Annotated in this window: 2 protein-coding genes; one reads left to right on the forward strand and one right to left on the reverse strand. The window is 68.7% G+C overall.

Annotation, left to right across the window (positions count from 1 at the left end):
* The first annotated feature begins 16 nt into the window (after positions 1 to 16).
* Positions 17 to 2,269, forward strand: a complete 2,253-nt coding sequence (locus JWN03_RS32645) for a M28 family peptidase (protein WP_297623038.1) — start codon at positions 17 to 19, stop codon at positions 2,267 to 2,269.
* Here JWN03_RS32645 and JWN03_RS32650 read toward each other — a convergent pair.
* The gene (locus tag JWN03_RS32650) at positions 2,250 to 15,650 is read right to left on the reverse strand and encodes a non-ribosomal peptide synthetase (protein WP_297623040.1); all 13,401 of its coding nucleotides are present in this window, start codon (positions 15,648 to 15,650) and stop codon (positions 2,250 to 2,252) included. The genes JWN03_RS32645 and JWN03_RS32650 overlap by 20 nt on opposite strands.
* Between the last annotated feature and the right edge of the window lie 94 nt (positions 15,651 to 15,744).

The raw sequence follows: 15,744 nt of genomic DNA on the forward strand, positions 1-15,744 counted from the left end.
GCCTACTATCGGATTCATGCGGGTGGGACGAGGGCTTTCCGGGTTTCTGGCATTCGCAGTACTGCTGGCGGTGGTGGTGGCCACCGCCTGGCAGCAACAACCGCACGGATATCGGACGGACTCCGCGCCGAACGACGAGTTCAGCGCCGGGCGCGCCTTCCGGACGGTGCAGGAGATCGCGCATACGACCCATCCGGTCGGCAGCGCCGAACACGACCGCGTCCGTGACTATCTCGCGGGGGAACTCCGAAAGCTCGGTCTGCAGACCGATATTCGGGACGGGGTCGGGCGCTGGCCCGGGACATACCAGCACGGCGAGGCCGGTCTGGGCCGGGTCTCCAATATTGTGGCCCGGCTGCCCGGAACGAATTCGACCGGCACGGTCTACCTTGTCGCACACTACGATTCGGTGCCGTCCGGCCCCGGCGCCAATGACGACGGTGTCGCCGTCGCGGCCATTCTCGAGACTGTGCGCGCACTGCGGGACAGTGAGACCGGGCTGCGCAATGATGTGGTCGCGCTGATCACCGATGGCGAGGAACCGGGGCTGCTGGGCGCGGAAGCCTTTGTGGCAGCGGGTGATTACGACAAGAACGGTGTGGTGATCAACCACGATGCGCGCGGTGCGGGCGGACCGCCGCTGCTGTGGCGGATCACCCGGCCCGACGGCGGGCTCATGGGCGGGGCCCAGGCCGCGCCGCATCCGAATACCGATTCCCTGACCACCACCCTGGCCGGTGCGGGCGTGTCCAGCACCACCGATTTCGTCTCGTTCGAACCGGGCGGGCTGCGGGTGCTGGACTGGGCCTATGCCGGACGCAATGCGTACTACCACAATCCGAAGGACGATCCGGAGCATGTGAATCTCGCGACCGTGCAGCAGGTGGGCGACAATGCGCTGGCGCTGGCACGGGACTTCGGCGAACGGGATCTGGCCGATCACTCCAATCAGTCGAATCCTGCTTATTTCACACTGCCTTTCGGCGTTCTGATCGTCTCGCCGGCGTGGCTGATCATCGCGTTCGCGGTGCTGGCGCTGCTGGCGGTGGGCTGGGTGATCCGGCAGGTGCGGCACAGCGGGGAGGCCTCGATCAAGGCCGTGATCGGCGCTACCGCACTGGCATTGGTCACCGTCCCCCTTGCCGTCGGCGCGACGTACCTGCTGTGGTGGGTGGTGCAGGCCATCCGGCCCGCGTATCGGGGATTTCCGGTCGATCCGTATCGGCCGGAGTTCTTCCAGGCCTCGATGATCGTGCTGTGCGTGTGCGCACTGGCTGCTTCCTATGCCGTGGCGCACCGCCTGTTCGGGGCCACGGCCACGCCGGTCGGACTGCTGACCGCCACGGTGGTGGTCGGCGCGGCGACCACCACCTACTCGCCCGCGGCCGCTGAAATGTTCGTACTGCCCGGGTGCGCGGCGGCATTCGGGGTGGCCGTCACCTTCCTGGTGCCGGACCGCTGGCGGCTGCTCGCGCTCACCGTATTTCTGCTGCCCGCGGCGGTATTCCTCGGCGGCACCGCCTGGTCCGGGATGCAGGCCGGGCTGCTCACCGCACCGTTCCTGGCCGCACCGCTGATCATGCTGCTCGGCGGGCTGCTGACGCTGACGCTCAGCCGAGCCTGGCCGACCCGGCGCGGGTGGACGATTCCGGCCACCGCACTGGTGGTCACCGCCGCGCTCGCCGCCGCCGGGCTGACGGTGGATAAGTTCGACGACCAGCATCCGCGCATCACCGAGCTGGGCTACGCACTCGATGCCGATCGGCACGAGGCGCGCTGGCTGTCGGCTCTCGCACCGGACGACTGGACACGGAACTTCGTGGGCGACAGTGCACCTGATGCGCCCTTCTCCGCACTGTGGTCCAGTGCGGTGTCCAGCGGACCCGCACCGGCACAGGCATTGTCGGCCCCGGTGGCCGAGATCGTCTCGGCGTCCACCGAGGCCGGGCAGCGCACCGTTCGCCTGCGGATACGGTCGACGCGCGGGGCCACCCGCATCGAGCTGCGCTGGGAAACCGCCATCAAGTCGCTGCACGTCGCCGGTCGCGACGTGACCCCGGTGCCGGACAAGGGCTTTCGCTTCGAAGCGCCGACCGCCGACGGCATCGAGGTGGAACTGACCGCACCCGCCGGGCCGCTCGTCCTGCGCCTGGTCGACTACACCTGGCTGCCCGACTCGCACGTGGACTCGTATCGGAACCCGCCGGGCGACATCTTCTTCCGGCAGGACAGCGCCTGCGCCGTCTTCGTCACAGTGCCGGGGCTGTAGCGACCGCCTGCACCGCCCACCGCTCGACCAGTGTCAGGCCGATGAGCCGCAGTGAATCCCGCTGCGCCATACCGATATGTGTGGCATATACGGGGACATCGGTCACGGCGCCGGTGATGTGCTCCTCCCAGCTCCGCGCCGCACCGCGGTCCCCGGACCCTTCCCGAGTGGCGGTGAAGTGCAGCAGGTCGCCGCAGAACTTGCCGCTCGGTACGCCCGGGACCTGCCGGGTGAGTGCGGCTGTCGCCCGTGCGAGCAGTTCCGGTGGGAAGTCTCCGGCCTCGCGTACCAAAGATTCCATACCGCGGAGCTCGTGCCAGGCGGCCTCGGTATCGGCGGGCTGCTGGGCGGAAGTGCCGTCGGCGACAGCGGTATCCATGAGGGCGAGCAGCGCCACCTCCGCGCCGAGACTCTGCAGTCGTACCGCGATCTCGTGTGCGATGCGACCGCCGAGGGACCAGCCCAGCAGGCGATACGGCCCGGCCGGCTGGACCCGGAGGATCTCGGCGACATAGCGGTCGGCGTACTCGTCCAGTGAGGCGAGCGGCGGGACTCCCCCGACCACCCATGGATCCTGGATGCCGTAGAGCGAGATCTCCGGATCCAGGTGTGCGAGCAGACCCGCATAGGGCCAGGCCAAGCCGCCACCGGGGTGGATACAGAACAGCGTCTCAGGGCCCGTTCGGCGCAGCGGAAGGACTATTTCGAGCGACTCGTCTTCGCTTGTGGCCGTCGTGTTTTCGGACAGTCGCAGAGCGAGTGCGCCGACCTTCGGGGCCTCGAAGAGATCGCGCAACGCCACGCTGCCCGGCAGCCGGGAGACGGCCTGCGCGGCGGTGAGGGAATTGCCACCGAGCACAAAGAAGTCATCGTCCAGACCGACCTGCTCGAGGCCGAGGATTTCGGCGAAGGCCGCGGCCACCGCCGTTTCGGCATCGGTCACCGGCGGCCGATACCCGGTGCTCAGGGCCGGCGGCAGTGGCAGTGCGGCCCGATCGACCTTGCCGTTGACCAGCAGCGGCAGCCGGTCCAGGACCACCACGACCGGCAGCAGATAATCCGGAAGGCGTTGTGCCGCAGCCTTGGTGAGCTCAGCGGGGTCCAGCGTGCGGCCGGATTCCGGTACCGCATAGGCGACCAGCGTGGCTCCGCCCGGACTCTGCGCGCGGGTCGCCACCACCTGCGCCACCCCGGGCGCGGTCGCCACCGCGGCCTCGATTTCGCCGAGTTCTACCCGCATACCGCGTACCTTGACCTGAAAGTCACTGCGGCCCTGGTAGATCAGCTCGCCGGTGGCGGACCAGGTGACAAGATCCCCGGTGCGGTAGAGGCGTGCGCCCGCCGGACCGAACGGGTCCGCGACGAAGCGGGCGGCCGTGGCGGCGAATCGGCCCAGATAGCCGCGCGCCACCGCGGGCCCACCGAGGTACAGCTCACCGGTCGCACCGATCGGCATGGGACGCAGACTGCGGTCGAGGACGTAGCAGCGCATACCGACCACGGGTGCGCCGATGGTGATGGCATGGTCACCGTCGAGCGCCCGGCTCATGGTGGCGATGACCGTCGCCTCGGTGGGGCCGTAGGCATTGAGCAGCCGATGTGCCGCGCCCCAGGCGGACGCCACCGCCGGCGGACAGGCTTCGCCACCGGTGAGCACCACCGACAGACCGGGCAGATCGACCGGATCGGTGCACGCCAGTACGGCGGGCGTCACGAAGGCGTGTGTCACTCGTTCCCGGCGCAGCAGCTGTGTCAGTTCCGCACCCGCGTACGCGTCCGGCGGGGCCACCAGCAGGGTTGCGGCCGCTCCGGCCGCGAGGACCAGCTCCCACACCGAGACGTCGAAACTCGGTGTGGCCAAGCACAATATGCGGGACCGCTCGTCCGCGCCTATGCATCGGTGCTGGGCGGCAGCCATATTCGCGAGCCCGGCGTGACTGACCACCACACCCTTGGGCAGGCCGGTGGAGCCCGAAGTGTGAATGACGTAGGCCGCCGTGCCGATGTGCTGGCGCGGCGGGCACTCCTCCGGCTGCGATTGCAGTTGCCGCAGTGCGGTATTCGACCCATCCGCATCGAGCGCGAGCACCTCGACGATCGGCTGCCCAGCGAAGGCCGCGCTTTCACCGGCGGTGGTCACCACTATGCGAGCGCCTGCCTCGTGGATCATGTCCGCTATGCGGGCCTGCGGGAATCCCGGATCGACGGGCATGAAGGCAGCGCCCGATTTGGTCACACCCCAGCACGCCACCACCCAGGGCAGCGAGCGCGACATACCCAGCGCCACCACGTCTTCCGAACCGATGGCCCGGGACGTCAGCCACTGGGCGATCCGGTCGGAGCGCTCGTCGAGTTCGCGATAGGTGAGGACGAGGTCGCCGCAGCGCACGGCCTCGGCATCGGGTGCGCGCCGGACCGCCGCCGCCAGCAGATCGGGAAGCAGGAGGTCGGTGTCCGCACCGTCGGTGTCGTTCCAGTCCCGCACGGTCCGGCGATACTCCGAGGGACTGAGCAGGCCGACGCGCGCGGTGGGCGTGTGCGGATCGGCGGTGACACGCTGGAGCAGCAGTAGATAGCGCTCGACCAGCGCGGTAATGGTGTCGTGGCCGAACAGCTCGGTGGCGTACTGCACATCCAGCGTGAGCCCGGAATCCGCCTGGGCCACCGTGAATTCCAGGTCGAAGCGGGAGCTCGGCGAGGGCAGGATGACGGGTTCGACGTGCAGGCCGGACAGCTCCGGGCGCACCGGTTCGAGGTTCTGCAGCGCCAGCACAACCTGGAAGAGCGGGTGCCGGGACCGCGAACGTGGCGGATCGAGTACCTCCACCACTTGCTCGAAGGGCAGGTCGGCGTGTGCGAACGCGGCGAGATCGAGACTGCGGACCCGCTCCAGCAGTGCCGAGAAGGATTCGGCAGCAGAGACTTCCGTGCGGAGTACCAGGGTATTGACGAACATGCCGACCAGATCATCGAGCGCCGCCGCACCGCGTCCCGCCACCGGGGTGCCGATGGCTATATCGTCACTGCCCGACCAGGCCGCGAGCAGCAGGGCCAGTCCGGCATGCAGGGTCATGAACAGCGAGGCATCGTGTTGCCACGCGAGTTCGCGCAGATGCCGCACCGTCGATTCCGGAATCACCGCCGAGACGGTCCGGCCGCACTGTGCGGCGACCAGCGGGCGGGGGTGATCCGTCGGGAGCCCGAGTTCCGGCGGCAATCCCGCGAGAGTGTTTGTCCAGTAGTCGATCTGGTGTGACATCTCAGATTCGGGATCGGCAGCTGAGCCCAGTACCGATCGCTGCCACAGCGTGTAGTCGGCATATTGCACCGGCAGCGGGGTCCACGACGGGACCTTCCCGCGCCGCGCGGCCGAATACGCCTCGGCCAGATCGCGGGCCAGCGGAGCAAGCGAGAATCCATCGGCATTCGCGTGGTGGACGACGAAGACCAGCCTCCACTCCCGGGCGCGCTCGACCGCCGCGCCGACCGCGAACAATCCGGCGCGCAATGGGGGCTTCGCCCGCAGATCAAAAGGCGCGGAGCAGTATTCGCCGAGCGTTGCGGCCAACCGCGCCGGGCGAACGGTGCGGATATCGAGCACCGGTTCCCTGGCTGCCACGCGCTGACACCCCACGCCGTCGATCTCGGGGTAGTACGTCCGCAGTGCCTCGTGCCGGGCCGCGACCGCCCGCAGCGCCGAAACCAGTGCCGCCACATCCAATCGGCCCTCCAAACGCAGGACCAGCGGAATGTTGTAAGCGCCGGAATCGGGATCGAGCCGGTTGAGCAGCCACAGTCGCTGCTGAGCGAAGGACAGTGGCACGACATCCGGACGCGGCACGGCCACCAGCGGCGGGCGCACCACTGCCGCCGAAGTGGCAAGGTACGCAGCCAGTTCCACGACCGTCGATGCGTCGAACACCGCCCGCACCGGCACCTCGATCCCCAGTGCGGCGGCCAATCGGGCCGCTACCCGGGTGGCGCTCAGCGAATTACCACCCAGCCGGAAGAAGTCGTCGTCGAGGCCGACGCCCGGGGCACTCAGGACCTCCGTGAAGACCTGCGCCACCGCACGTTCCGCGGTGGTGTGCGGTGCGCGGAACGGCTCGGACTCCGCGGTGGGTGCGGGCAGCGCGGCCCGATCCACCTTGCCATTGGCGGTCAGGGGCAATTGCGCACAGACCACGAATGCCGACGGCACCATGTAATCGGGCAGCCTTTGCGCGACCGCCGCACGGACCCGGCCGACGTTCACGCTCGGACCCGTCGCATAGGCGACGATGCGCTGGTCGCCGGGGATGTCCTGGCGGATCATGACCACCGCCTGCGTGATGCCGGGTGCACTCGACACCGCGGCTTCGATCTCGGCCGGCTCGATGCGCATACCGCGCACCTTCACCTGGGCATCGGTGCGGCCGATGAATTCCAGCGTGGCCTCGGCCCGCCAGCGCACCGCATCACCGGTGCGATACATGCGGCCGGGCGCGAAGGGGTCCGCGAGAAAGCGGATCGCGGTCAGCGCCGGACCGGACCGATAACCGCGTGCCACACCCGGACCCGCCAGATAGAGCTCACCGGTGACGCCGACCGGCACGGGCGAGAGGCGTTCGTCGAGGACGTAGCAGCGCACACCGATTGCGGGGCCGCCCAGTGTCACCGGGTCGTTCGGGGCGTACGGAGCACTCAGATTCGAAATAATGGTGGTCTCGGAGGGACCGTAGGCAATGAGCAGCGTGCGACCGGCCGACCAGCGGGCGGCGAGGGTCGGGGCGACCACCTCACCACCGGTCACGAGTACCCGCAGAACCGAGTCCGCGCCCGGGGTCTCCAGCTCCGCCGGGTCCATTCCGGCGAGTACGGCGGGGGTGATGAAGGCGTGCGTGATTCGCTCGCGGCACAGTAGAGCCGTCAGCTCGGATCCACCGAACACGTCCGGCGCGGCGAGGACCAGGGCGCCGGACGTACCCACCGCCAGCAGCACCTCCCAGAGCGAGGCGTCGAAGCTCGGCGAGGCCAGCCCGAGGATGCGCGAATCACGGCCCGGAGCACAGTGTTTCGCCTGCGCTCCGACAATATTGGCGAGGCCGCCATGGGTGATCACCACACCCTTGGGCACACCGGTCGAGCCGGAGGTGAAGATGAGGTAGGCAGCATCGAGCAGGCGCAAACGGCGCAGACGCTCAGCGGCACACACGGTGGAGCCGGATATGGCAGCGAGTTCGGCGAGCAGTGCGGGGTCGTCCAGCAGCAGCCAGTCCGGCCGCGCACCGATCGCCGCCGTCGTAATACCCAGCGTTGCACCGGAATCCGTCAGCATGCGCTCGATGCGCTGCTGGGGATGGCGTGGCTCGATCGGCAGGTAGGTCGCGCCCGATTTGGCCACGGCCCACAGTGTGACCAGCCAATCGATCGAACGGTGCAGGGCCACGGCCACTGTGGAGTCCGGGCCGATGCCGCGCCGAAGCAGCACGCGGGTCAGGCGATTCGACTGTTCGTCGAGCTCCCGATAGGTGAGGGTGCGGTCACCGCACACCAGCGCGACGACATCGGGAGCCAGTGCGACGGCACGAGCCATCAGCCCCGGAAGGTTGGTCGGAGTGGCGCCGCCGGTCTTGTTCCAGTCGTACAGAACCCGGCGGCGTTCGTCCGCTCCGAGCGCGTCGAGCGTGCGCACCGGGCGCGCGGGGTCGGCGGCCACCTGCGAGAGCAGGAGGTCGAAGCGATGCAGTACGGACTCGGCGGTATCGCGATCGAAAAGTGCGGTGTCGTAGCGGAGTTCGACGGCGAGGCAGGAATCCACCTCCGCAATATCGAATTCCAGATCGAAGCGCACGGTGCGCGGCGGCGGAGTTATCGGCTCCACCCGGACCCCGGGCAGGCGCAATTCGGTCGCGCCGAAGTTCCGGAAGGCCAGCACGACCTGGAACAGCGGGTGCCGCGCGGCCGAACGTGTCAGGCCGAGGGCCTCCACGATGCATTCGAAGGGTGTGTGGGCGTGCGCGAAAGCCTCCAGATCGGTATCGCGCACGCGGTCCAGCAGGTGGGCGAACGACTCGTCGGCATCGATGGAGGTCCGCAGGGCAATGGGATTGACGAACATGCCCACGAGCTCGTCCAGGCCGCAGGCGTCGCGGCCGGCCGTCGGTGTGCCGATGACTATGTCCCCGGTCCCGGAGAGCTTCGCCAGCAGTACCGCAAGGGCGGCATGGACGACCATGAACAGGGAGGCCCGGTGCTCGCGTGCGACCTCCCGCAGGGTGGACGTAATCTCCTGCGGCACAGTCCACTCGATGCTGTCGCCGCTGTAGGCGGCGGATTCGGGGCGCGGGCGATCGAGCGGCAGCGGGATTTCGATCGGCGCGGCGGCAAGTACACGAACCCAGTGCGCCAGTTGCCGATTCAGCTCCGATTCGGGATCCCCGGCGGCACCCAGGGCCGCGTGCTGGCGCACGGCGAAGTCCGCGTACTGCATTGGCAGAGCGGGCCATTGCGGCTCACCACCGGTCGCCCTGGCGAGATAGGCCGTCGCGAGATCGCGGGTGAGCGGGCCCAGCGAGTAGCCGTCCGCATTGACATGGTGCACGGCTACGGCCAGCACCCACTCGGACTGCCCGCACGTACCGGCGAACGCAGCGGGCTGTATGGAGGAGTCGACCGCGTACAGCCGCACTCGTATCGGCGGCGCGGCTGCGAGATCGAAAGGCGCGGACTCGAACTGGGCCAAGGCGCGCTGCAACCGGATCGGTGGCATTCGGCGCATCTCCAGCGCGCCGATATCCTCGTGCGAGACCGCCTGATACGGCACACCATCGTGTTCGGGGAAGTAGGTGCGCAGCGCCTCGTGCCGGTGGACGACATCGGATACGGCGGCCGCCAGGGCCACCACATCGAGCGCACCGGTCAGGCGCACGGCCAGCAGAATGTGATAGGCCGCGCCCGCGCCACGGCGATCGAGCAGCCAGATGCCCTGCTGCGCGAACGACAGTGGGACTCGCTCGGGTCGCTCCTGCGGACCGGCGATCAGCGGGCCGGCCGGCTCGGCGTGCCCGCGCAGGTGCAGGAGTGCGGTCAGGCCCGCCACGGTGGGCTCGTCGAACAGGCTGCGCAGGTCCGGCTCCCACCCCGCCTCGCGCAGTAGCGCGACAATACGGGTGGCGCTCAGCGAATTGCCGCCGAGCGCGAAGAAATCGTCGAAGATGCCTACCCGGTCGAGTCCGAGGACCTGGGCGAACACCTCGGCCACCGACTCTTCGAGAGCCGAACGGGGCGCCCGGATTTCCGCAGGGGATCGCACGGGCTCGGGCAGTGCCGTGCGATCCACCTTGCCGGTCAGGGTCAGCGGAAACTGTTCCAGCACTGTGACAACAGTGGGCAGGTACTGGTCGGGAAGGCGGCGGGTGAGACCGGTGCGCACCGCGGCGGCATCGACAGATTGCCCGGCCGCGGGCACCACGTAGGCGGCGAGCTCCGGCTCGCCGTCCCTGGTACGCAGCGTCACCACCGCGTCGGTGATGCCGGGCAGGGCGGTGAGGGCCGCTTCGATCTCGCCCAGCTCCAGCCGGACTCCGCGCACCTTGACCTGGAAGTCGTTGCGGCCGTGGTAATCCAGCTCGCCGTCGGTACGCCAGGAGCCGAGATCGCCGGTGCGGTACATGCGTTCGCCCGGTGCGCCGAAGCCGTTCGGCACGAATCGGCCGCCGGTCAGTCCCGGCCGGCGGTGGTAGCCGCGCGCCAGACCTGTTCCGGCTACGTACACTTCGCCGATCACGCCCGGTGGGACCAGCCGCAAGCGGTTGTCCAGCACGTAGCAACGGGCACCCACGACGGGGCCACCGATGGATACGGTGGCATCAGCCCGCAACGGGCGGCTGACGGTGGACCAGATGGTCGCCTCGGCCGGGCCGTAGGCATTGATGAAACTCCGCCCGGCAGACCAGATTCCGGCCAGTACCGGCGAGCAGGCCTCACCGGCGGTGGCCAGCAATCGCAAGTGCGGAAGTCGCTCCGGTGCTTCGAGAGTGGCCAGTACCCGTGGAGTGAGCATGGCGTGCGTAATGCGCTCGCGGTCCATGAGGTCGAGCAGGGCGTCACCGGCGTAGGCCCACGGTGGTGCGACCACCAGGGTGGAGCCGGAACCCAAGGCCAGCAGCAATTCCCACACCGAGGCGTCGAAGCTCGGGGAGGCGACGGCGAGCACCCGGGTATCGGGATCGGAGTCGCAGCGCTGCGCCTGGGTCACCACCACATTCGCCAGTCCGGCATGGGTGATGGTGGCGGCCTTCGGGATTCCGGTCGATCCGGAGGTGTACACGACATATGCCGGATGCTGCAGGCGCAGCGGACGCACCCGGTCGGCATCTGTGATCGGCTTCGCGGACGGTTCGACCGGCTCCTCCGGGTCGATGACCAGCCACTCGCCGCTCGGGAGGGCGGGCAGATCTGCGCGCCGCCGGGCCACGGTAATGCCCATGGCCGCAACCGAATCAGCCAGCATGAGTTCGATGCGTTCGGCGGGCGCATTCGGATCGACGGGGAGATATGCCGCGCCGGCGTGCGCCACCGCACAGACCGCTACCACCCATTCGAGCGAGCGAGGCAGTGCCACCGCGACAATGTCCTCGGGGCCGATGCCGAGGGCGATCAGCCTGCGGGCCAGGTGGTTCGAGCGAATGCCGAGCTCGCGGTAGGTCAGCGCGCCGTCCTCGCAGGTCACCGCTGCGGCGTCCGGATCGTAGGCCGCTGCCCGGGTGAGCAGCTGCGGCCATGTGACGGCGATTGCGTCGCTGGTGTCGTTCCAGTCCCGCAGTGCACGCCGTTCGTCCGGCGCCAGCAGGTCTATGTCACCGATCAGGACGCCCGAATCACGAGCAATGTGGTCGAGGACCCGAACGAGCCGCTGTGTCAGCGCCTCCATTCCGGTCCGGTCGAACAGATCCGTGGCGTACTGCACGGTCACCGACAGTCCGGCCGGAGACTCCGCGACGGTGAACTCGAGGTCGAATTTCGCCAGGGGCAAGGACATTTCGACCGATTCCACCCGCAGTCCGGGCAGTTCGAATTCGGTGCGTCCGCCGGAACGGAACGACAGCATCACCTGGAACAGCGGATGCCGGGACCGGGAGCGTGGCAGACCTACCGTCTCCACCAGGCGCTCGAACGGGGCCTCGTCGTGAGCGAAAGCGCTCAGGTCGATATCCCGGACTCGGGACAGCAGCGCGTCGAACGACTCCGCCGCGTCGACGGGCACCCGGAGTACAAGCGTATTGACGAACATGCCGATCAGGTCGTCCAGGCGGGCATCGCCACGCCCGGCCACCGGCGTGCCGACCGCGATATCGCTTCCGCCCGATATCGCGGCCAGCACCGCCGCCAGCCCGGCATGGACCACCATGAACAAGGTGGCGCCATGCCGCTGCGCTACCTCTTGCAACCCCCGGACGATATCGCCCGGAAGATCTGTACACACTCGCTCCGCACGCCCCGACGGGTGCGCCGGACGCGAACGGTGCGGCGGCAGGGCCGATTCCACCGGCAGCCCCGACAACACCTCCGACCAGTAGCCGAGTTGCCGGGACAGCTCCGACTCCGGATCGGAATCGGAACCCAGCACGGCATGTTGCCACAGGGTGTAGTCCGCGTACTGCAGCGGTAGGGGCGACCACTCCGGAGAAGTGCTGCGCATCCGCGCCGTATACGCGGTCGCCAGATCACGCGCGAACGGGCCGAGCGAGAGTCCGTCGGCGATCACATGATGCACCAGCACCGCCAGCACATGATGATCGGGGCGGTCGCTGTCGTCGTGCACGCGCAGTAGGCACACCCGAATCGGCGGCGCGGCAATAAGATCGAATCCGTTGGCGCCGAATTCGGCCATGGTGCGCTCGAAGTCCGCCGCCTCGACCGGCTCCGGAACCAGTCCGCCGATCACGGAGTCCACCGGCGAGATCTGCTGGCACACCATGCCATCGAGCTCGGGGAAGGAGGTTCGCAGCGCTTCGTGCCGCCCGACCACATCCGTCAGTGCGGCCGTGAGCGCGCTGGCATCCACAGCGCCAGTCAGCCGCAATCCCAGCAGCATGTTGTACGCCGCCGAATCCGGATCCAGCCGGTTCAGCAGCCAAAGCCGGTGCTGCGCATACGAGATCGGCACCCGTTCCGGCCGCACCCGGGGCGCTGGCCGCACCCGATCCACCAGCAGATCGCGCGCCCCCACCCGCTCGGCAAAGCTCGCCACCGTGCTCGCCTCGAACAGCTCCCGCACCCCAGCCGCCACTCCGAGGGCGGCACCGACCCGAGCCACCACCAGCGTCGCACTCAGCGAATCCCCGCCCAGCGCAAAGAAATCATCCTCGAGCCCGGGACTGTCCACCCCCAGCACCTGCGCAAACGCCTCAGCCACAACCTTTTCCGCAACGGTGACAGGCGCCCGATAGCGAGCCGCCACCGCCACCGGCGCAGGCAAAGCCCGCCGATCCACCTTCCCGTTCGCGGTGACCGGCAACCGATCCAGCAGCACGATGGTCGGCACCATATAACTCGGCAGCCGCTGCCCCGCACTGACTTCCAACTCCCGATTGGTCAGCAGAACACCGGGATGCGGCACGGCGTACGCGACGATCCGCGACGCAGCCGGCTCGGATGGCGCACCACCGACAGATATCTCGCCACCTGTCCGGGTGGACGGATCACTTGGGCCGACGTGTGCGACCTCGGTTTCACGGGTGCCGGTGTGCACGACGACTACTGCCTGTGCGACGCCGGGGCAGTCCGCGAGGACTGCTTCGATCTCGCCGAGTTCGATGCGGAGGCCGCGCAGCTTTACTTGGGAGTCGACCCGGCCGCGGAATTCGAGTTCGCCGCACTCGTCCCAGGTCACGAGATCACCGGTGCGGTAGAGCCTTTCACCCGGGGCACCGAAGGGATCGGCGATGAAGTGGGTGCCGGTGGCCGTCGGGCGCGCGAGGTAGCCGCGGGCGAGGCCGGGGCCGCCCAGATAGAGTTCGCCGACGACGCCCGGAGGCACGGGGCGCAGCCAGGGGTCGAGGACGTAGCAGCGCATACCGGAAACGGGTGTGCCCAGCGTGATCGGGCGGTCGGGCGCGAGGCCGCCGAGATTGGTGACAATGCTGGTCTCGGTGGGACCGTACACATTCACGAGATTCCGGCCGGGAGCCCAGGCCGCGACCACCGTCTGCGGGCAGGCTTCGCCCCCGATCGAAAGATATTGCAGCCGTTCGAGTCCCGCCGGATCGGTGCTCGCCAGCACGGCGGGGGTCAGGAAGGCATGGGTCACCCGTTCGCGGCGAATGAGCTCCGCCAGGCGCGGTCCCGCATAAGCGTCACCCGAGGCCACCACCAGCGTCGCGCCGGTAGTCGCGGCCAGCAGCAGCTCCCACAGCGAAGCGTCGAAAGTCGGAGCGGTCACACACAGCACACGATCACCGGCCGCAGCGGGCAACCGCTCCCCCTGCGCCGCAACAAGACCGGCCCACCCGCCATGGGTGACGACCACACCCTTCGGCCCACCGGTCGACCCCGAGGTGTAAATGACATACGCCGGATGCCCGGCATGCAATGGCCGAGTCCGATCGGCATCCGCGAAGGCAGCGGCGTCAGCGTCCGGGTAGTCGAGGACTCCGAGCAGGTCGACGCGGGTCAGCCAGTCTCGGTCGCCGCGGATGGAGTCGGGCAATGTGGCTGTGGCGGTGTCTATTCCGAGGCGCACTTCGGCTTCGTCGAGGATCGCGGTGGTGCGGTGGGCGGGGTGGTGCGGGTCGATGGGGAGGTAGGCGGCGCCGGACTTCATTACGCCCCAGATGGCCGCTACCCATTCGAGGGAGCGCTGGGAGCGGATGGCCACGACGTCGCCGGGGCCGATATTGCGCCGACTCAGGTTGTGCGCGAGGCGATTCGATGCCGCGTCGAGCTGGGCGTAGGTGAGGGCTGTCGGCTCGCCAGCCGCTGCGTCGCAGACGACTGCCTGCGCCGTGGGGTTCGCCCGGGCGGTGGCGGTGAGAAGGTCAGGGAGGAGAAGGGGGTCGGGTTCGTCTATGCGGTTCGGGGCGTGCAGGATTCGGTCTCGCTCAGGGTCGGTGAGGAGACAGATTCGGCCGACTGGTTGGTCCGGATCGGCGGCAATGAAATTGCCCAGGAATAGCAGGAAGCGGTTCAGGTGGTCGTCGAGCTGCTGCTGGTCGTACTTTTCCGGGTTGGCGAGAATATCGACCGACAGGCCTTCCTCGGACCCGGCGCGATACAGATTGAAATGCAGATCCGCCACGGAACCCGAAGAGAGAATGCGGTATTCGCCTACCGCGCGGCCGAATCGGCTGGTGCGATCGAAGAACATGAGATTCACGCTGGGGCCCAGAATCTGATCCGAGCTCACACCGAGTTCGCGGCGCAGCTCCTCGAAACGGTAGCGCTGATGGCGCAGCCCGCCGACGGTCTCCCGCGCGGCGGCCTCGATGAGCTCGCGCAGCGTGACCGCACCCGCGCAGTGCAGCCGAATCGGCAGCACATTGGCGAGCATGCCGCCGGATCGCTTGAGCGCGGCGGTGGTCCGCGCCGAGGCCGCCAGCTGCACCATCGGTTCCGCGGTGCCGGCGGTACCCGCCCGGTACGCACAGATCGCCGCGACCAACACCTGCGCCGGACTGACGGCGCAGTCGGCAGCCAGCTGGTCCAGCGCCACCCATTCGAACGGCGACAGTGCACCTGCGGCGCGCAGGGCGGCGGGCGCGGCGGCACGGCGACGCGGCCGGGTCGCAGCGGCCGCCGGCACCGGAGCCGTCCAGTCCGAGAAGCGTTCTCGCCAATAGTCACGGTCGGCGGTGTAGCGCGCCGAAGCCCGGTACTCGGCATCGGCGGCCTGGATCTCCGCTGGTGACAGCCCCGTGAAGGGCGCGGGTTCAGTATTGCCGAGCAGCGCCGCGTACCACTGCCCAATGCGCGCGATCAGGCTCAGCCCGCCGTAGCCGTCGATGGCGACGTGATGCATCTGCGCGTACCAGATGTGCTGCTCGGGCCCGAGGGTCAGCAGCGCCGCCGCCCACAGCGGAGCGTCGACCAGCTCGATCGGAATTCGGTGCCGCCGGTCCATCCATTCCAGTGCGGCCCGGCGCGGTTCGGGCTCAGCTGTGAAATCGACACGTTCCAGTGCGCCACCGATTTCCGGGGCCATCCACTGGTACGGCCGCCCGTCGGCCCGGCCGATGCGCAGTCGTCCCACGCCGAACTCTTCGAAGGCGCGGTGCGACGCGACATCGAAGAGTTCCGCATCGAGTTCCCCGTGCAATTCCAGGTAATGCGCCTGGCCGGGTAGCACGCGTGGATCGGCGCTGTCCCCGGCTCCGATATCGTCCGCGAGCCACAATTCCATTTGGGCTCGGGACAATTCGAACGGTACGGCGTCGCAAACATCCGGAGACTGGGCTGGCACTGTCCCTCCCGAAGTCGAGAGCGGCGGAATGAGC

This window comes from Nocardia sp. (assembly GCF_025465275.1).
Taxonomy (GTDB): Bacteria; Actinomycetota; Actinomycetes; order Mycobacteriales; family Mycobacteriaceae; genus Nocardia.